The 17,317-nt window shown below is 63.0% G+C and carries 18 protein-coding genes; 12 read left to right on the top strand and 6 right to left on the bottom strand.

The window, feature by feature from the left end; translation table 11 throughout:
* Positions 1-15 precede the first annotated feature (15 nt).
* The 10 genes from KLP42_RS18865 to visR all read left to right on the top strand — a co-directional run bounded on the left by KLP42_RS18865 (position 16) and on the right by visR (position 9,694).
* Positions 16-2,319, top strand: a complete 2,304-nt coding sequence (locus KLP42_RS18865; protein WP_215568502.1) for a chemotaxis protein CheA — start codon at positions 16-18, stop codon at positions 2,317-2,319.
* Between the two features lie 17 nt (positions 2,320-2,336).
* The gene (locus tag KLP42_RS18860; RefSeq protein WP_215568501.1) at positions 2,337-2,804 is read left to right on the top strand and encodes a chemotaxis protein CheW; all 468 of its coding nucleotides are present in this window, start codon (positions 2,337-2,339) and stop codon (positions 2,802-2,804) included.
* Positions 2,801-3,709: a protein-glutamate O-methyltransferase CheR gene (cheR, locus tag KLP42_RS18855; RefSeq protein ID WP_215568500.1), complete on the top strand. Its 909-nt coding sequence runs from the start codon at positions 2,801-2,803 to the stop codon at positions 3,707-3,709. Before KLP42_RS18860 ends, cheR begins: the two co-directional genes overlap by 4 nt.
* Positions 3,706-4,746: a protein-glutamate O-methylesterase CheB gene (gene cheB / locus KLP42_RS18850; RefSeq protein ID WP_215568499.1), complete on the top strand. Its 1,041-nt coding sequence runs from the start codon at positions 3,706-3,708 to the stop codon at positions 4,744-4,746. Before cheR ends, cheB begins: the two co-directional genes overlap by 4 nt.
* Entirely contained in the window at positions 4,747-5,136 is a 390-nt protein-coding gene (locus KLP42_RS18845; RefSeq protein WP_137132554.1) for a response regulator, read from the top strand.
* Positions 5,133-5,687 carry a chemoreceptor glutamine deamidase CheD gene (gene cheD, locus KLP42_RS18840; protein ID WP_215568498.1) on the top strand — a complete coding sequence of 185 codons (555 nt, stop codon included), beginning with the start codon at positions 5,133-5,135 and terminating at the stop codon, positions 5,685-5,687. Before KLP42_RS18845 ends, cheD begins: the two co-directional genes overlap by 4 nt.
* Positions 5,688-5,698: 11 nt before the next feature.
* Positions 5,699-6,088: a chemotaxis protein CheT gene (gene cheT, locus KLP42_RS18835; RefSeq protein WP_215568497.1), complete on the top strand. Its 390-nt coding sequence runs from the start codon at positions 5,699-5,701 to the stop codon at positions 6,086-6,088.
* 125 nt (positions 6,089-6,213) lie between these two features.
* Positions 6,214-7,896 (top strand): flagellar basal-body MS-ring/collar protein FliF, encoded by a 1,683-nt coding sequence (gene fliF / locus KLP42_RS18830; protein ID WP_215568496.1) that lies wholly within the window; start codon positions 6,214-6,216, stop codon positions 7,894-7,896.
* Positions 7,897-8,193: 297 nt separating this feature from the next.
* Complete coding sequence (gene visN, locus KLP42_RS18825; protein ID WP_215568495.1) at positions 8,194-8,931, top strand: transcriptional regulator VisN; 738 nt, start codon at positions 8,194-8,196, stop codon at positions 8,929-8,931.
* 10 nt (positions 8,932-8,941) lie between these two features.
* Positions 8,942-9,694 (top strand): transcriptional regulator VisR, encoded by a 753-nt coding sequence (gene visR / locus KLP42_RS18820; protein ID WP_502941317.1) that lies wholly within the window; start codon positions 8,942-8,944, stop codon positions 9,692-9,694.
* Between the two features lie 30 nt (positions 9,695-9,724).
* Here visR and KLP42_RS18815 read toward each other — a convergent pair whose 3' ends face one another.
* The 6 genes from KLP42_RS18815 to motA all read right to left on the bottom strand — a co-directional run bounded on the left by KLP42_RS18815 (position 9,725) and on the right by motA (position 14,938).
* Positions 9,725-10,162 (bottom strand): BspJ family T4SS effector nucleomodulin, encoded by a 438-nt coding sequence (locus KLP42_RS18815; protein ID WP_215568493.1) that lies wholly within the window; start codon positions 10,160-10,162, stop codon positions 9,725-9,727.
* 5 nt (positions 10,163-10,167) lie between these two features.
* Positions 10,168-11,244 (bottom strand): flagellar biosynthesis protein FlhB, encoded by a 1,077-nt coding sequence (gene flhB, locus KLP42_RS18810; RefSeq protein WP_215568492.1) that lies wholly within the window; start codon positions 11,242-11,244, stop codon positions 10,168-10,170.
* 105 nt (positions 11,245-11,349) lie between these two features.
* A complete protein-coding gene (fliG, locus tag KLP42_RS18805; protein WP_215568491.1) occupies positions 11,350-12,402 on the bottom strand; it encodes a flagellar motor switch protein FliG in 1,053 nt (350 codons plus the stop codon).
* A gap of 27 nt (positions 12,403-12,429) precedes the next feature.
* Positions 12,430-13,041: a flagellar motor switch protein FliN gene (gene fliN / locus KLP42_RS18800; protein ID WP_215568490.1), complete on the bottom strand. Its 612-nt coding sequence runs from the start codon at positions 13,039-13,041 to the stop codon at positions 12,430-12,432.
* Between the two features lie 70 nt (positions 13,042-13,111).
* On the bottom strand, positions 13,112-14,056 hold the full coding sequence (locus tag KLP42_RS18795; RefSeq protein WP_215568489.1) for a FliM/FliN family flagellar motor switch protein: 945 nt from the start codon (positions 14,054-14,056) through the stop codon (positions 13,112-13,114).
* A gap of 3 nt (positions 14,057-14,059) precedes the next feature.
* Positions 14,060-14,938: a flagellar motor stator protein MotA gene (motA, locus tag KLP42_RS18790; RefSeq protein WP_215568488.1), complete on the bottom strand. Its 879-nt coding sequence runs from the start codon at positions 14,936-14,938 to the stop codon at positions 14,060-14,062.
* A 232-nt stretch (positions 14,939-15,170) separates the two neighbouring features.
* On the opposite strand from motA, the gene flgF reads away from it, so the two are divergent.
* Positions 15,171-15,905, top strand: a complete 735-nt coding sequence (gene flgF / locus KLP42_RS18785) for a flagellar basal-body rod protein FlgF (RefSeq protein ID WP_215568487.1) — start codon at positions 15,171-15,173, stop codon at positions 15,903-15,905.
* A 66-nt stretch (positions 15,906-15,971) separates the two neighbouring features.
* Positions 15,972-17,315: a flagellar protein export ATPase FliI gene (gene fliI / locus KLP42_RS18780; protein WP_502941320.1), complete on the top strand. Its 1,344-nt coding sequence runs from the start codon at positions 15,972-15,974 to the stop codon at positions 17,313-17,315.
* Positions 17,316-17,317 lie beyond the last annotated feature (2 nt).

Genomic DNA, 17,317 nt, shown 5'->3' with positions numbered 1-17,317 from the left:
CCGGGAATTCCTGCGATGGATATGAACGAAATCAAAGAGATCTTCTTCCAGGAGTGCGAGGAGCAGCTCGCGGAACTGGAATCTGGTCTTCTCAAGCTCAATGATGGCGACCGTGACCCGGAAACGGTGAATGCCGTCTTCCGCGCCGTCCATTCGATCAAGGGCGGTGCCGGCGCATTCGGGCTTGATGACCTGGTTTCGTTCGCCCACGTGTTCGAGACGACGCTCGATTGCGTTCGCTCCAACAAGCTCGAACCCACGCAGGATGTCCTGAAAGTGATGTTGAGGTCGGCCGACGTTCTGGCCGACCTGGTGAGTGCCTCCCGGGATGGCGGCAGCGTCGAGGAATCGCGCACCCGCGGCCTGCTCAAGGAACTCGAAGCGCTCGCCCGCGGCGAGATGCCGTCCGGCGGCGCAGCCGTCGAAACGCCGAAGCCGGCTCCGGCCAAGGCTGCCGCGCCGGCACCTGCCGCCGCCGCCGCACCGGCCCCGACCGACGAGAGCGGCTTCCAGCCCATTCCCTTCACCTTCGAGGGCTTCGGCGCCGACGAGCCGGCCGAGGATCTTTCCACCTTCGAAGTGACGTTCAAGCCGCGCCGTGAACTCTATGCCAAGGGCAACGAGGCGGCGCTCTTGCTGCGCGACCTGTCGCGCGTCGGCGAGATGAGCATCAACTGCGACATGGACCAGCTGCCGGCCTTCGACAAGATGGATCCGGAAGAGGCCTATTTCACCTGGACGATCCAGGTGAAGACCGCCAAGGCCGAGCAGGACATCCGCACCGTTTTCGAATTTGCCGAATGGGATTGCGACCTCGACGTGAAACTGGCCGAAAGCTCCGCCGAGGAACTGCCGATGGTGCCGGTTCCCTTCGACCTGTCGATCCTCGACGACGGAGCCTCCGATGAGGACGGCGATGACGCCGGGGCAGCCGAAGCCGCAGCCCAGGCGATTGCCGCTGCCGAGACGGCCAGCAACGTGACCAAGATGGCCGCCGCTGCGGCCAGGGTCGAGAAGAAGGAAAGCCAGGCCGCCGCCGCTGCTGCGGCTGCCGCCGCCAATGCCGCCAATGCGGCCAATGCCGCCAACAGCGCCGGCCAGACAATCCGCGTCGATCTCGACCGCGTCGATCGCCTGATCAACCTCGTCGGCGAGCTTGTCATCAACCAGGCGATGCTCTCGCAGAGCGTCATCGAGAACGACACGACCGGCACCTCGTCGATCAACATGGGCCTCGAGGAACTGCAGCAGCTCACCCGCGAGATCCAGGACTCGGTGATGGCCATCCGCGCCCAGCCGGTGAAGCCCGTCTTCCAGCGCATGTCGCGTATCGTCCGCGAAGTGGCCGACATGGTCGGCAAGTCGATCCGCCTCGTCACGGAAGGTGAAAACACCGAAGTGGACAAGACGGTCATCGACAAGCTGGCCGAGCCGCTGACCCACATGATCCGCAATGCCGTCGACCACGGCATCGAAAGCCCGGAACGGCGCGAGGCCGCCGGCAAGAACCCGGAAGGCACGGTCAAGCTGACCGCCAAGCATCGCTCCGGCCGCATCGTCATCGAATTGTCGGATGACGGCGCCGGCATCAACCGCGAGAAGGTCAAGCAGAAGGCCATCGACAAGGATCTGATCCCGGCGGACTCCAACCTGACGGACGAGGAAATCGACAACCTGATCTTCATGCCGGGCTTCTCGACCGCCGACAAGATCTCCGACATTTCCGGCCGCGGTGTGGGCATGGACGTCGTGAAGCGCTCGATCCAGGCGCTCGGCGGCCGCATCTCCATCAGCTCGCGCCCGGGCAACGGCTCGACCTTCACCATGAGCCTGCCGCTGACGCTTGCCGTCCTCGACGGCATGGTGGTCACGGTGGCCGGTCAGACGCTGGTCGTGCCGCTGACGGCAATCGTCGAGACGCTGCAGCCCGAAGCCTCCGCCATCCATTCCTTCGGCGCCAACCAGCGGCTTATCTCCATCCGCAATTCCTTCTGCCCGCTTGTCGATGTGGGCCGCATCCTGAACTTCCGCTCCAGCCAGGCGAATCCGGTCGAAGGCGTCGCGCTGCTGGTGGAATCGGAAGGCGGCGGCCAGCGTGCGCTGATGGTCGATGCGATCCAGGGCCAGCGGCAGGTGGTGATCAAGTCGCTCGAGGCGAACTACACGCATGTTCCGGGCATCGCCGCCGCCACCATTCTGGGCGATGGCCGCGTCGCGCTCATTCTCGACGTGGACGCCGTCGTTGCAGCCTCCCGCGGTCAGTCGCTCCGGCAGGACACGGGAATGAAATCGGACATGTCTTTGGCAGCAACGGGTTAAGTGACGGGTTGTAGAGTATGTCGTACGCCGTGAAAAATCTTGCTCAGGGAAGCCGGGAGCTCATTGCCTTCCGGATCGGAGACCAGGAATTTTGCGTCAACATCATGTCGGTCAGGGAAATCCGCGGTTGGACGAAAGCCACCGGGCTTCCCCATTCACCGTCCTATGTGATGGGGGTGATCAACCTCCGCGGCGCCGTACTGCCGATCATCGACCTGTCTGCCCGCCTTGGAATGCGCCGTGCCGAACCGACCCCGCGCCACGTCATCATCGTGGCGCAGGTCAAGAACCGTGTCGTAGGGCTTCTCGTGGAAGCGGTATCCGACATCCTCACCGTCACCGACGAAAACATTCAACCTGTTCCGGAAGTGTCGTCCGACCTGGAGAAGCAGTATGCCCGTGGCATCCTTGCGATCGACAAGCGGATGATCTGCCTGATCGAGCTGGATGCGCTCTTCCCCGATACCGAAAGCGAAGTAGCATGAAGGCCACCGGCGTTCTCGATAGCAGACAGTCTCCGGATGAGGTCCTTGCCAGCGGCGAATATCCGCTGACCCGGCGCGATCTGACGGAGATCGCGGCCATGATCTATTCCGATGCGGGCATCTATCTGAACGACACCAAGGCGTCGCTGGTCTATTCGCGCCTGTCGAAGCATATCCGCAATCTGGGCCTGAGGGGCTTTCGCGAATATTGTGCGCTGGTTTCCTCCCCGGAAGGGGCGCAGGCACGGCGCGAGATGCTGTCGCACCTGACGACGAACTTCACCCGTTTCTTTCGGGAGAACCATCACTTCGATCACCTGCGCGACGAGGTCCTGCCGGGGCTGATCGCCCGGGCAAAGGCGGGCGGGCGCGTGCGCATCTGGTCGGCGGCCTGTTCGGACGGGCAGGAGCCCTATTCGATCGCACTGACCGTCATGTCGCTGCTGCCGAATGCCGTCGATTACGATTTCCGCATCCTCGCCACCGATATCGATCCCAAGATCCTGGCGCAGGCAAGGGCCGGCATCTATGACGAGAATGCGCTGGAAACGGTGACGCCGGCCATGCGCAAGCAGTATTTCCGCGAGGTGGATGCCGGCGGCCGGCGCAAGTTCCAGATCGATGACCGCGTCAAGAAGCTGATCACCTACAACGAGCTGAACCTGATGGCCCAGTGGCCGTTCAAGGGCAATTTCGACGTGATCTTCTGCCGCAACGTGGTGATCTATTTCGACGAGCCGACACAGACGAAGATCTGGTCGCGCTTCGCGCAGCTCTTTCCCGTCGGGGGCCATCTCTACATCGGCCATTCCGAACGGGTCACGGGAGAGGCAAAGAACCTCTTCGACAACATAGGGATAACCACCTACCGCTATACTGGCAAAAGCGCGGGGAGGACTGCATGACCATGCCGGCAAGAGTGCTCGTTGTCGATGATTCGCCCACCATGCGCGGGCTGATCACCGCCGTTCTCAATTCGGATCCGGAAGTCAGCGTCGTCGGCCAGGCCGGCGATGCGCACGAGGCCCGTGCCGCGATCAAGCAGCTGAACCCGGATGTGGTGACGCTCGACATCGAGATGCCCAACATGAACGGGCTGGAATTTCTGGAAAAGATCATGCGCCTGCGGCCCATGCCGGTGATCATGGTCTCGACCATGACGCATCAGGGCGCAAATGCGACGCTGGCCGCGCTCGAAATCGGTGCCTTCGATTGCGTCAGCAAGCCGGTGCCGGGCGATGCCCGCCCGTTCTTCGATCTTGCCGAAAAGGTCAAGGCCGCGGCCCGCTCCAAGCGCGGCCGCATGGTCACGGCTCCGCAGCCGGCGCTTGCCCCGACGGCGGAGTATCGCGTCGGCCGCAAGGTCGTGGCGATCGGTTCTTCCACGGGCGGCGTGGAGGCGCTGATCGCGGTGTTGCAGAAATTCCCCAGAAACTGCCCACCGACTGTCATTACGCAGCACATGCCGCCCACGTTTACGAAAAGTTTCGCAGAAAGGCTTAATCGTATCTGCGCTCCTGTGGTGCAGGAAGCGACCGATGGTGCAAGGCTGGAGATCGGCAAGATCTACCTGGCACCCGGTGGCGAACGGCACCTTCAGATCGTCAATCCCTCCGCGCCAAGCTGCCGGCTCGTCGAACGCGATCCCGTCAACGGGCACCGACCTTCGGTGGACGTCCTGTTCGAATCGGTGGCGGACCTGGCCGGTCGGAATGCTGTCGGGGTGATCCTGACCGGCATGGGCCGGGACGGCGCCTCGGGCCTGCTCAAGATGCGCAATGCGGGCGCGCGCACCATTGGGCAGAACGAAAAGACATGCGTCGTCTACGGCATGCCCCGGGTCGCGCATGACATAGGAGCCGTCGAGCAGCAGTTGCCGCTCGGTGCGATCGGAGAAGAAATCTTGAAATTAACCGCTGCCCGAAAAGAAGGTACCGAATAAATGTCTCTCGCTGAAAAAATCAAAGTTCTGATCGTGGATGATCAGGTGACGAGCCGGTTGCTGCTCAGCGACGCCCTGACGCAGCTCGGGTTCAAGCAGATCACGGCCGCAGGCGATGGCGAGCAGGGCATGAAGATCATGGCCGAGCAGCCGCATCATCTGGTGATCTCCGACTTCAACATGCCGAAGATGGACGGACTGGGCCTTCTTCAGGCGGTGCGCACCAACCCGGCCACCAAAAAGGCCGCCTTCATCATCCTCACCGCCCAGGGCGACCGTGCGCTGGTGCAGAAGGCGGCGCAACTGGGCGCGAACAACGTGCTCGCAAAGCCATTCACGATCGAAAAGATGAAAGCTGCCATCGAGGCAGTGTTCGGAGCGCTTAAATGAATGAAATGGCCGCAGCCAAGCGGATAAATATTATCCAGGGCGAATATAAGGTAACGGATGAACCCAATGCCGTCATCACGACGATCCTGGGCTCCTGCGTGGCTGCGTGCCTGAGGGATCCGGTGGCCGGAGTGGGTGGGATGAACCACTTCCTCCTGCCGGGAACCGGTCCCGGAGGAATGTCGGGCGGGGACATGTCCCGGTACGGCGTCCACCTGATGGAACTTCTGATCAACGGCATCCTGAAGCGAGGCGGGCGGCGCGAGCGTCTGGAAGCCAAGATCTTCGGAGGCGCGAAGACCATTGCGAGCTTCTCCAATGTGGGCGAGCAGAACTCGGCCTTCGCCACGCAGTTCCTGCGCGACGAAGGCATCAAGATCGTCGGTTCCTCCGTGGGCGGGGAATTCGGTCGGAAGCTGGAATACTGGCCGGCAAGCGGACGGGCGCGCACCTATCCCCTGACCGGCGCCGAAACGCAGAAGACGGTGGCGCTGGAACAGCGTCCCGCGCGTCCGGCAAAGCCCGTCGAGAGTTCAATCGAGTTTTTCTGATCGAGGAAGCAATGACCGATATCTATTCGAAGCCACCCGGCTTGCTCGACGAAAAGCTCCCCGACGTGCTGATGCGGATCGTCTCGGAACTGCACGACGTGGCCTATCTGATCGAACGGGTGGAGCCGCAACTTCTGGAGGTCGGCGGCGCGGCGGTGCTGCAGTCGCCCGACAGCATGAAGGTGCTGCAGGGGATCGACCTGGCCGTGCAGAAGACGCGCGGTCTGGCCGAATACATTGACACGATCACCAGCACGATCCCCGACGAATGGACCGTCGATGTGTCGACGGCCCTCAGCCTCGTCAAGCTGGCCGACATGCACAAGGCGCTGAGCCAGGGGCTGCGCCACGGCCATTCGCAGCCGCTCAGCAAGACCGCCGGGGACTTCGATCTGTTCTGACGCCGGTCACCGGCTTCGGGCAAACACCGTCAAACCGCCGCAGCGAAATGCTCGCACAAGCTTCGCTCCTTATGTTGCGGCTGGGCAAAGGGCTCTTTAATCCTTTTTGACGGTGCGGGAACAGAATGAATCTGTTAGCTCAATTCACACAAATCTTTAAGAATTTGGGATCGCTGGGGCAGACCAAGCTGCTGACGCTGGCCGGTGTCAGTGTCTTGTCCATGGCGATCGTGATCGCGGCGGCACTGTTCGTCAACAAGCCATCCTATGAAGCGCTGTATGTGGGGCTGGAGCCCTCGGATCTGAACCAGGTCAGCGTGGCGCTTGCCGAAGCGGGCATCAATTTCGAAGTCGGGCAGGACGGGTCGAGCATTCAGGTGCCGGTCGGGATGACCAGCAAGGCCAGGCTGCTGCTTGCCGAGCGCGGCCTGCCGAGCAGCAGCAATGCCGGCTATGAACTCTTCGACAATGTCGGCTCGCTCGGCCTGACCTCCTTCATGCAGGAAGTGACGCGCGTGCGCGCCCTGGAAGGCGAGATTTCCCGCTCCATCCAGCAGATCAGCGGCGTATCGGCCGCCCGCGTCCATATCGTGATGCCGGATGTCGGCAATTTCCGGCGCGCCGGCCAGAAGCCGACGGCCTCGGTGATGATCCGCGCCGGCAACGACACCGGCCGCAAGGCCGCCACCTCCATCCGCCATCTGGTGGCCGCCGCCGTGCCGGGCCTCGAGGTGGACGATGTGACGATTCTCGATTCGACCGGGCAGCTGCTCGCCGCCGGCGACGAGGCGGGCAACAGTTCCGCCAGCCGCTCGCTGAATGTCGTGCAGTCCGTCCAGCAGGAACTCGAAAGCAATATCGACAAGGCGCTCGCTCCCTTCCTCGGCATGGACAATTTCCGCGCCAGTGCCACGGCTCTGCTCAACCTCGACACCCAGCAGGTGCAGGAGGTCGTCTACGATCCGGAATCGCGCGTGGAACGTTCGGTGAAAGTGACGAAGGAGGTGCAGAAATCGCAGCAGCGCCAGTCGGATTCGGCCGCAACGGTGGAGCAGAACATTCCGCAGGCAGCCCCCCAGCCCGGTGGTGCCAACGGACCGGAATCCTCCGACCAGTCGGACAAGAAGGAAGAGCAGACCAACTACGAGATCAACCAGAAGACCACCGCCACCACCCGCAACGGCTACAAGATCGAGAAACTGTCGGTCGCCGTCGTGGTCAATCGCGGGCGCATCGCCAAGATGGTCGGCGAGCCGGCCGACCAGGCCAAGATCGACGCCTATCTCGCCGAGATGCAGAAGATCGTGGCAACGGCCGCAGGCATTGATCCGGCGCGCGGCGACGTGGTCACCGTCACGGCGATGGACTTCCTGGAAACCCAGCTTCTCGATGAGGCGGCCGCAGGCCCCGGCTTCTCAGAGATCCTGATGCGCAACATGGGCGGCATCATCAATTCGCTCGCCTTCGTCGCGGTTGCCTTCCTGGTCGTCTGGCTCGGCATCCGTCCGGTGGTGCGCAGCGTCGGCGGGGCTGCCCCGGTCGCCGGCGAGACGGCCACCGAGAGTGCCGGCCTCGAACTGCCGGACTTCTCGCCAGGCGGCGCAAGCCCGGCCCTCATGGACGGCTTCGGCTCGGATTTCGGCTTCGACGGCTCGTCCGACCTGTTCGGCGCCGAGGACGATCCGAATGGCGGTTTCAACCGCCGCGTGAAGGAAGGCCCGGAGAAGCGGCTGGCCCGCATGGTGGAAATCAGCGAGGAACGCGCCGCCAAGATCCTGCGCAAGTGGGCTGTGGACCGGGCGGCCTGAACAGGATCGACGATCACGTTTTCGTGATGACAGGGGCCGGCATTGCCGGCCTTTTGCTTATATTAGACTTATCCCGTAACGTATGATTGCATGTGAAGGTGCACATGTTACCAAGCTTCTTAGGAAAACCGAAACGCGTTATGGCAATTCCGTGGCAGGTTCCTAAAATGGCCATGATTCGGGTGGGCCTTTGAAAACATGCGAACAACGGAATCGGATCGATGGGCGTGAATGACGTTGTCGTGCAGATGTGACATGCGCGTAGCGAGTTTTTCCCTCGAAGGGAGTTGATGCGGAATGGAGTTGCGGAGCGCAGAGACTACATTGGAAGGACGGCATTTCGTTGAGGCCAGTCCGCCAAGAACGTTGCTGCGAGAGCAGGTCCTCAGGCGCCTCGCCCTTGCCGGAGCCTCCGGCAATATCCAGGCCGCCATGCGCATCCTGTCCGATTATGTCGGCGCCTCGCATTACCTGCTCGCCCGCTACGACCTGATCCAGGAGCAGGGGCTCGATTTCGTGGTGGCCTCCAACTGGCCCTTCGATCTGGTGCGGCGCCTCGGCGCGGAACTGGCGCGCGGCTATTCCCGCTCCACCGAGGTGGAGAAGTGTCTGTCGCTGCTGACGCCGCAATTTGCGCTGCTGCCCGACGATCCGAGCCTCTCGGACGATATCAGCCGCCAGTACTGCGCGCTGACCTTCTGTGCCGGCCGCACGCGCTTTTCGGTGATGCTTCTGTTTCTGGAGGGCATCATCCTGTCGCAGGACCGGCTGCGCGAGGTCGGGCTGCTGGCAGGCTATGCCCTCAGCCTCGGCGACACGCAGAATGCCCGCATCGAGCGTGATTTCGAACTGACCGACCGCGAACTGGAATGCCTGTTCTGGATCGCCGAGGGCAAGACCAGCGACGAGATCGCCGTCATCCTCGGCATCTCGCGCAACACCATCAACAACTATATCACCAGCGTCATGCGCAAGACCGCGACCAAGACGCGCTCGGAGGCGATTGCCTATGCCGTACGCAACAACCTTGTCTAGGGAAGGCTGAATGGGCTACTCGCGAACAACGGGAGGAGAGCCGGAGGCGGGAATGCAGTATCTTCGCGTTCAGCGCGCAGCCAGCCGCTCGGATATCTTCCCAAAGCTCGTGGGAATGCTGAAAAGCATGCGGGCGAGCCATTTCGCCGTGTTCCGCATCGCAGGTGCCGGGCTGCCCAACAAGCGCAAGCTCGTCTGCGAACTGGACAACTGGGGCGCGGCCGCCGCCGAGAACACCAATGCCCTGATCGAGGCCTTCGGCGAGACGCTGATCCATCATATCGACATGTCGCTGCTGCCGATGAGCTGGCCTGGGCCGGACGAGCCGCGCAGGACCGATACCGTCGCCGAGGAACCGTCGCCGCTGATCCGCCACGTCAACCTGCACAGCATGCCCTATGCGGGCATTGCCTTTCCCGTCAGGCTCGGAGCCGTGGGCAACGGCTATGTCGCCTTCAGCGGTGCCGCGCTCGATCTGTCCAGCGATACGGTGATCGACCAGCATGTGCGCAGCTGCCAGATCATGATGGACCTGCTGGCGCTGGACGAGCGCCGGGCCGTGCCCTCCGAAACCCTGAGCGAGCGCGAAATCGCCTGCCTGCAACTGGCCGGCGACGGCCAGATCAGTGAAGAAATCGCCGAAAAACTGGGGCTTTCGGTGCACACCGTCAATGCCTATCTCGGCTCGGCGACGATCAAGCTCGATTCGGTCAACCGGATCCAGGCGATCGCCAAGGCGATCCGCCTGGGGTATATCCAGTAATCTTCGTCTGTCTTTCGATGAGCTTGGATGTCAGCCGGCGAGCGTGTCGGGCTGGCGGACGAAGCGTGCGTCATGCAGGCTGCGCGACAGGAAGGCGGTGTTTTCCTGCGGGTCGTCGGAGGGCGTCTGGAAGCTGATGTGATCGATCTCGATGCCGGCCGTCTGGTCGGTCAGGGTCAGGCGGGCGTAGACGGAAACACCGCGCGGCTTGATTTCCAGGTCGAGGACGATCTGCGGCGGCCCGTTCCATTCGAGGCGGTATTCGCCGCCCGCACCGAAGTTGACGGTGCCCGGATGAAAATAGAGTTCAGCGGCCGAGGATACCAGATCCGCGATGCTGCCATAGCGCTCGAGCCGCAGGAGCGAAATCAGGTCCCCCGCATCGAGGAGCCGTAATTCCGTCGCCACCGGATTGATCGCATGCGCCAGGATCTTTTCTCTTTCTAACGAGTGGTTGCATTTTCTCATGTGCTCTAGTGCATCCGTTGCTTGGGCGACCGCGAGGCGTAAACCCGGTGGATCAGTTCTGCCACGGCCTTGTAAAAGACCGGTGGAATGACACTATCGACCGAGACTTGCGCAAACATGGAGCGGGCAAGCGGGGGATCTTCGAACACGGGAATGCCGGCCTCCTCGGCCAGTTCGCGGATTTTCAGCGCCACGAGGTCGGTTCCCTTGGCCAGCACCACCGGCGCGTCGCTTTCCTCGCGCACATAGCGCAGCGCAACCGCATAATGGGTGGGGTTGGCGATGACGAGGGTGGCGCGCGGCACGTTCTTCATCATGCGGTTGCGGGCGCGGCTGCGCATCAGCGAACGCTGGCGCGACTTGACCACCGGGTCGCCCTGCGCCTGCTTGTTCTCGTCCTTGACCTCCTGCTTGGTCATCTTCAGTTCGCTGTACCAGTGGTGCCTTGTCCAGAAGAAGTCGATCACCGCCAGCGTGGCGGTCGCCAGCAGGATGATGACCATCATCTTCTTCAGCGATGCATAGAGCATGGTCGGGATGGCCAGCGGGTCGGAGAACATCGCGTCGATCGCGTGCAGGAAATCGCTGCGCATGGCGACATACATCACGATGCCGACCAGGATGATCTTGAACAGCGACTTGCCGAATTCCACCATGCCGGGAATGGAGAAGATGCGGCTGAAGCCCTTGGCCAGCGACACGCGCGACATCTGCGGCCGCACCCGTTCCAGCACGGGCGAGGGCATGTTCTGCAGCACGGAAGAGGCAATGCCGAACAGGCAGAACAGCAGAAAGGCCGGCGCCAGGAAGCCGGCCGAGGCCCAGGCGATGTGCAGGCCGATCGAGACGACGTCGGTGGAGGTTTCCAGCTGCCACTGCTCGGGCTTCTCGAACAGGTCCTTCAGCGTCTCCCCGAGCGAGGCGGTCCCTTCCGGCAGGAAGAAGATGACGTAGAAGTAAAACGCAAGAGACGACGCAAACAGCGTCGCCTCCTTGGAGAATGCCACATTGCCCTTGTCCGCGGCGTCCCGCAGTTTCTTGTGAGTCGGGCTTTCTGTCTTACTGTCTTTATCCTCGGACAAGGCATCATCCCTGCGTCAGGCGGCTGTTGCCGCGTCGGATCGTTGCGGTCGCGCCGTCCCTTCATGGTCCGGCCTGCCGGGGGCCCTGCGGGCCCCCGGTCGTCGTCAGGCAGCGGCTTCGGCGGGCTTGTCGCCCTCGGCTGCGGCTTCCTTCAGCTGTATCTGGCCGGCATTGGCCAGACGGATGGCTTCCTGTGCCACGGCGCGGCGGGCAATCGCCACCTCGCGCGGATTGATGGCGACGTTGGTGGCGCCCAGATCCGATTCGATCATGCGGCGCTGGCGCGGGCTGATCGCCGACAGGACGGCTTCCTTGATGTCGGCCGGGGCGCCGCGCAGCGCCATGGTCAGGATGTCGGCGGCGATGTCGTTCAGCAGCAGCACGCGGCTGCGCTGCGGCATGGCCAGAAGATCCTCGAACAGGAAGATCTTCGGACGAACCTTGTTGACCGATTCCTTGCTGATCGTCTCCAGCGAGCTGAGCAGGGTATCGACCTGCGGCTTTTCCAGCTCGTTCATCAGTTCGGCAACCTTGTTGGAGCCGTTCGAATTGCGCTCGGCCTCGATCAGCTGGATGAGTTCCATCACCCGGTTCTCGATGATCTGCGCCGCCTTGGGGCTGACATCCTTCATGTTGACCGTACGGTTCATGATGTCGGCGCGGCGGCTGTCGGGCAGCTGCAGCAGCAGCTTCGCACCGAAGGCGGAGGGCAGCATGGAGAGGATGTAGGCGATGGTCTGCGGATGCTCGCGCTGCAGGAACCTGCCGACGAATTCCGGATCGGCATCCTGCAGGCGGTCCCAGATCGAGGTCTCGTAGGCCTGGAAGGCGGTGCGGCGGCCGAGCAGGCCATCGACCTCCTCCGGCGTCAGGCCTTCCTCGAGAATGCTCTCGATGGCCTTGGCATTGTCCATCAGGCCGGCACCCTCGGTGAACAGGTCCTCGAACTCGTTGACGAGCTGCAGGAGTTCGTCCGGGGGGATTTCACGCAGCGTCTGGGCGGCCGCAATGATCGTCTGCAACTCGCCCTGGGTGAAATATTTCAACAGCTTTCCGGCCACCCCCTTGCCCATCGCAAGAAGGACGGCAGCGGCTTTCTCAGCTTGGGATAACGGTTTCGTGGAGACGGCGCTTCCGAAATCGTCAAAGTCCATCATGGTCTTCCCTCACTGTCCCATCCGGGATCAGACTTTCTTTGTGCTCAAGACTTCCGTCAGCTTCACGCCGAAGCGCGTATCGTCATTTTCCAGAACGGTGATCTCGCCCTTGGCGATACGCCGTCCGTTCACCGTGATTTCCACCGGCTCGCCGATCTTCTTGTCGAGCGCGATGATCGCGCCTTCCTCGAGACCCATCAGGCCGGAAACCTGCATGCGGCTCGTGCCGAGTACGATCTCGACCGTGATCGGAATATCCATGATCAGGTCGAGATTGGCATTCAGCGCGCTGCCCGGCTCCTGCGTTCCGGCCGTGGCACCGCTGCCGAAGCCTGCGCCGCCGAAATCGCCGCCGCCGAAGTCATTGCCGAGGTCGCCGCCGCCGAAGGGGGAGGCGCCAAGGTCCGGGCCTCCGAAATCGGAGCCCATGTCGAGGCCGCCGCCAAAATCGGAGGCGGGGCTCGCCGTGTCGCCGGCGCTGAACTCGGAACCGAATTCCGCGCCGAAATCGCTCGCTGCTCCATTCGAATCCGCCTTCAGCACGCCACGCAGGTCGTCGATTGCCTGGTCGAGCTCCGCCTCGTTGCCGACGGGCGGGAAAGCATCCTCTTCGGTAGCGGGTGTCTTCTTCGTAGCCATGGAAACATTATTCCTGTTGAAACTTGCGTCAGGCTGCCCATTTGTGCGCTGCAGAACGGGCGGTCGTGAATTAGCCGATCAGATGTCGCAGAAGCTCGTCCTCGGTGCTGACATTGTCCTTCACCCGCACCGTGTATCGCTCTCCCGAGCGACCGAATTCGCAGTTGTACATGTCCTTGCCGTTGGCCCGTACCTGCACCTTCACGTCGCCCTTGTCCTCGAAGGGAATGACGTCGCCGACGGCCAGGCGCGAAATGGTCTGCAGCGCCAGGCTCTGCAGGCGGATGCGGGCCTCCAGCGTCACCTGGGAACGGTGGACCTGCTCGACCAGCTTGTCGTGCCACTCCTGCCGGTTCTTGGCCACCTGACCCTTCGGCTTCGGCACGACGACCTTGGTCTTCAGTAGCGCGCGCTGGGGAATGATCAGGGCGATTTCCGAGGTGACCTTGCCGAGATCGACCGCCAGCCGGATCGTCGCGCCATATTCCAGCGGTGCTTCCGGATCCGGCGCCGGCCGGTCGCCGGCATTGTGGGGACGCTCCAGAAGCGCTTCGAAGCCGCCCGCCGCATTGACGCCTGAACGCAGCACACTGGCCACGCGCTCGAAGACCATGGTGGCCAGGTCAAGCTCTATGTCGGAAAGCGGACGCTCCGGCGGCTGCTCCACCATGTTCTCTTCCGCTCCCAGCATGCGCTCCATCATCGCGATGACGAAGCCGTTGCCGCAGGCCAGCACGAAATTCGGACACCAGTTGCGCAGCTGGCCGTCGCTGAAGGAAACCGTGTCGCCGAGTTCGGCGATCAGGTCGCGCATCAGTCCGGACTGGAAGCCGACATAGGAAACCTCGATGCCGATACCGGTCTCGCTGTGGAAGACGTCCGGCAGGAAGACCGAGTAGAGCTGGCCGAAATCGCTGCAGATCTTCTCGACCGTCTTGTGGTCGCCGAGCCCGTTGGTCAGCTTGGCAAGAAGCGCGTGATCGATGCGCGGGATACTGTTCTCTTTGTCGCTCATGGATCAGGCCGCCTTGCTTTCGCCGCCGCCGCCGGGATTCATCATCTCCTGCTCGACCGCGTCGATCGACGGACGCTCGTAGCCGGAAATGGTCTTGCGGCCGTACTCCAGCGCCACCTGCGGCACCGAACCGTTCATGTAGGCGATCAGCGTCTGCTTCACGACGATGTAGAGCCGGTGCTGCTTGTGGCGGACGATCTTGATCTGCGAGCAGAGCGGGCTGACCACGCAATAGGACAGGAAGATGCCGAGCATGGTGCCGACGAGGGCCGCGCCGATCAGGCCGCCCAGCACTTCCGGCGATTCGTTGATCTTGCCCATGGCCTTGATGACGCCGAGAACGGCCGCGACGATGCCGATGGCGGGGAAGGAGTCGCCCATGGTCACCATGGCGTCGTAGGATTTCATCTTGTCGTGCAGGATGGTCTCGATTTCCTCGTCCATCAGCGCCTCGATCTCGTGGCTGCGGGCATTGCCGATGATGATGAGGCGGACATAGTCACAGATGAAGGAGGTCAGCTCCTTGTTCTTCAGCACGGTCGGCGCCTGCTGGAAGATGGTCGATTCCTCGGGATTGTCGATATGCGCCTCGATCTCGTTGCGCGACTTGGTGCGCAGGTCGCGCATCAGCGAATAGAGCACGCCGAGCACGTCGAGATAGTTGCGTTCCTTGGGGACGGCATACTTGAAGGCCTCGCCCAGCGCCTTGCCGGCATCCTTCACCGTCTTCATGGGATTGGCCATGACGAAGGCGCCGATGCCGGCGCCGCCGATGATCACGAGCTCGAACGGCTGCACGAGAACGTCCAGGTGGCCGCCCATCGCCATGTAGCCGCCGAGCACGCAGCCAAGTGTGATTACGAATCCGATAATGATGGTCATCGCGTGCCTGTGCCGTCGTTGTAACAGGTGTCGGAATAGAGGGCGTGGCTTGCGTGAGGCTGGGCTTGGCACTCCTGAAGGGAGCGCCCGCGCCAAACAGCTTCGCGCAAGTCTGCCGTCCTAAGGGTCTGGTCATGGGGGATGCATCGTCCCCTCTTCATCCTGGCGGAGGGGTGCCCATCATGGGCCATGCCTTCGCATCGACTGGTTAAGTGACACGGAGGCAGATGACATGCAGTCCGGATTGTATGTGGGCATCTCGTCGCAGATCGCGCTCGAGCGGCGGCTGAACACGATTGCCGACAACATGGCCAACATGAACACGGTCGGCTTTCGCGCGACCGAAGTCAAGTTCGACGAGGTGTTGAGCAACACTCGCAACGAACTGAACGCCAAGGTGGCCTTCGTGTCGCAGGGCAACGACTATCTGTCCACCCGCAGCGGTGCGCTGGAGCAGACCGGCAATCCGCTGGATTTCGCCGTCAAGGGTGACGCCTGGTTCGCGATCGACACGCCGGCCGGCCAGGTGCTGACCCGCGACGGACGCTTCACCATGAAGGAGACCGGCGAACTCGTCTCGCTGCAGGGCTATCCGGTGCTGGATGCCGGCGGCGCGCCGATCCAGCTCAATCGTGCCGGCGGCCCGCCGCAGGTGGGGGCCGACGGGCGCATCCTGCAGGACGGCAACCCGGTCGCCACGCTCGGCATGTTCACCGCCGATATCTCCAAGGGCTATCTGCGCTACGAGAATTCCGGCGTGATCCCGGTCGATCAGCCGCAGCCGGTGGTCGACAGCTTCGATGTCGGCGTGGCCCAGGGCTATCTCGAACAGTCCAATGTCAACGGCATCGGCCAGATGACGCAGCTCATTCAGGTCAACCGCGCCTTCGAAGGCATCTCGGCGCTGATGCGCGATACCGAGCAGAGTTTCGGCGAGGCGATCAAGACCCTCGGCGGCTCGCGCTGACCGGCTGAAGGATAGGACATGGAAATCAATCCGGCCGAGCCGGCAGCCGGCAGCAAGCTGTCCCACATGGCGGATCTGGTGCGGCGCTTTGCCGATCCGGCGATCGCCATCGCGCCCGGCGGACGGGTGCGCACCATCGCGGCCGGTCACTATACGGTGTCCGGCCTCTCCCGGCATGTGCGCCTCGGCGAGTTCGTCGCCCATCGCAGCCCGACCGGCATCCATCTCGGCGAGGTGGTGCGCGTCGAGCCGGATCTGGTCTATGTCTGCCCGATCGAGCCGGGCGAGCCGATCGGCATCGGCGACGTGGTGATCCGCAAGGGGGCCTTCCGGGTTGCCCCCGACGACAGCTGGTGTGGCCGCACGATCAACGCGCTCGGCGAGCCGATCGACGGCAAGGGCCCCTTGCGCAACGGCCCCGCGAAACGGTCGATTGCAAATACCGCGCCGCCATCCATGACGCGCCGGCGCGTCGAGACCGGTTTTCGCACCGGTGTGCGCGCCATCGATATCTTCGCTCCGCTGTGCCTCGGCCAGCGCCTGGGCATCTTCGCCGGTTCGGGCGTCGGCAAGTCGACGCTTCTGTCGATGCTGGCGCGCGCGGACGCCTTCGACAAGGTGGTCATCTCGCTTGTCGGCGAACGCGGCCGCGAAGTGCGCGAATTCATCGAGGACACGCTCGGCGACAACATGGCGAAATCCATCGCCGTGGTGGCGACCAGCGACGAAAGCCCGATGCTGCGCAAGATGGCGCCGCTCGTCGGCATCACCATTGCCGAGCATTTCCGAGACAGGGGGGAAAACGTCCTTTTCATCGCCGACAGCGTGACCCGCTTTGCGCATGCCATCCGCGAGGTGGCGGTTGCCTCCGGCGAGCCGCCGGTCGCACGCGGCTATCCCGCCTCCGTCTTCACGGAGCTGCCGCGTCTTCTGGAACGTTGCGGTCCGGGCGCGGAGGGCACGGGCACGATCACCGCGATCATTTCCATTCTGGTCGACGGCGACAATCACAACGATCCGATCGCCGATTCCGCCCGCGGTATCCTCGACGGCCATATCGTGCTGGAGCGCAGCCTGGCGGAGGAGGGGCGCTATCCGCCGGTCAATCCGCTGTCGTCGATCTCGCGCCTTGCCCGCAAGGCCTGGACGGGCGACCAGGAAAAGCTGGTTTCGCGACTGAAGGCCCTGATCCACCGCTTCGAGGAAACCCGCGACCTGCGCCTGATCGGCGGTTATCGAACCGGCAGCGATCCGGATCTCGACATGGCCATCAAGCAGGTTCCGATCATCTATGACGTGCTGAAGCAGACACCCGGCGAAAAGCCGGCGGCCGACGCCTATGCGGATCTCGCAACGGCGCTGAGGGCGGGCGCCGCCCAGCCGGCCGGCGGCATGCGACAGAAAGGCTAGTC

This window comes from Rhizobium sp. CSW-27 (assembly GCF_018760785.1).
Lineage (GTDB): Bacteria > Pseudomonadota > Alphaproteobacteria > Rhizobiales > Rhizobiaceae > Neorhizobium.
The sequence above is the reverse complement of the archived record's forward strand: the minus strand, read 5'-3'. Positions and strand labels throughout refer to the sequence as shown.

Coding starts and splice junctions, on each gene's coding strand:
- fliI (WP_502941320.1), top strand. CDS start 15,972: ATGGCGGATCTGGTGCGGCGCTTTGCCGATCCGGCGATCGCCATCGCG.
- cheT (WP_215568497.1), top strand. CDS start 5,699: ATGACCGATATCTATTCGAAGCCACCCGGCTTGCTCGACGAAAAGCTC.
- motA (WP_215568488.1), bottom strand. CDS start 14,938: ATGACCATCATTATCGGATTCGTAATCACACTTGGCTGCGTGCTCGGC.
- KLP42_RS18865 (WP_215568502.1), top strand. CDS start 16: ATGGATATGAACGAAATCAAAGAGATCTTCTTCCAGGAGTGCGAGGAG.
- fliF (WP_215568496.1), top strand. CDS start 6,214: ATGAATCTGTTAGCTCAATTCACACAAATCTTTAAGAATTTGGGATCG.
- KLP42_RS18795 (WP_215568489.1), bottom strand. CDS start 14,056: ATGAGCGACAAAGAGAACAGTATCCCGCGCATCGATCACGCGCTTCTT.
- KLP42_RS18845 (WP_137132554.1), top strand. CDS start 4,747: ATGTCTCTCGCTGAAAAAATCAAAGTTCTGATCGTGGATGATCAGGTG.
- cheB (WP_215568499.1), top strand. CDS start 3,706: ATGACCATGCCGGCAAGAGTGCTCGTTGTCGATGATTCGCCCACCATG.
- cheD (WP_215568498.1), top strand. CDS start 5,133: ATGAATGAAATGGCCGCAGCCAAGCGGATAAATATTATCCAGGGCGAA.
- flgF (WP_215568487.1), top strand. CDS start 15,171: ATGCAGTCCGGATTGTATGTGGGCATCTCGTCGCAGATCGCGCTCGAG.
- KLP42_RS18860 (WP_215568501.1), top strand. CDS start 2,337: ATGTCGTACGCCGTGAAAAATCTTGCTCAGGGAAGCCGGGAGCTCATT.
- visN (WP_215568495.1), top strand. CDS start 8,194: ATGGAGTTGCGGAGCGCAGAGACTACATTGGAAGGACGGCATTTCGTT.
- KLP42_RS18815 (WP_215568493.1), bottom strand. CDS start 10,162: ATGAGAAAATGCAACCACTCGTTAGAAAGAGAAAAGATCCTGGCGCAT.
- visR (WP_502941317.1), top strand. CDS start 8,942: ATGGGCTACTCGCGAACAACGGGAGGAGAGCCGGAGGCGGGAATGCAG.
- cheR (WP_215568500.1), top strand. CDS start 2,801: ATGAAGGCCACCGGCGTTCTCGATAGCAGACAGTCTCCGGATGAGGTC.
- fliN (WP_215568490.1), bottom strand. CDS start 13,041: ATGGCTACGAAGAAGACACCCGCTACCGAAGAGGATGCTTTCCCGCCC.
- fliG (WP_215568491.1), bottom strand. CDS start 12,402: ATGATGGACTTTGACGATTTCGGAAGCGCCGTCTCCACGAAACCGTTA.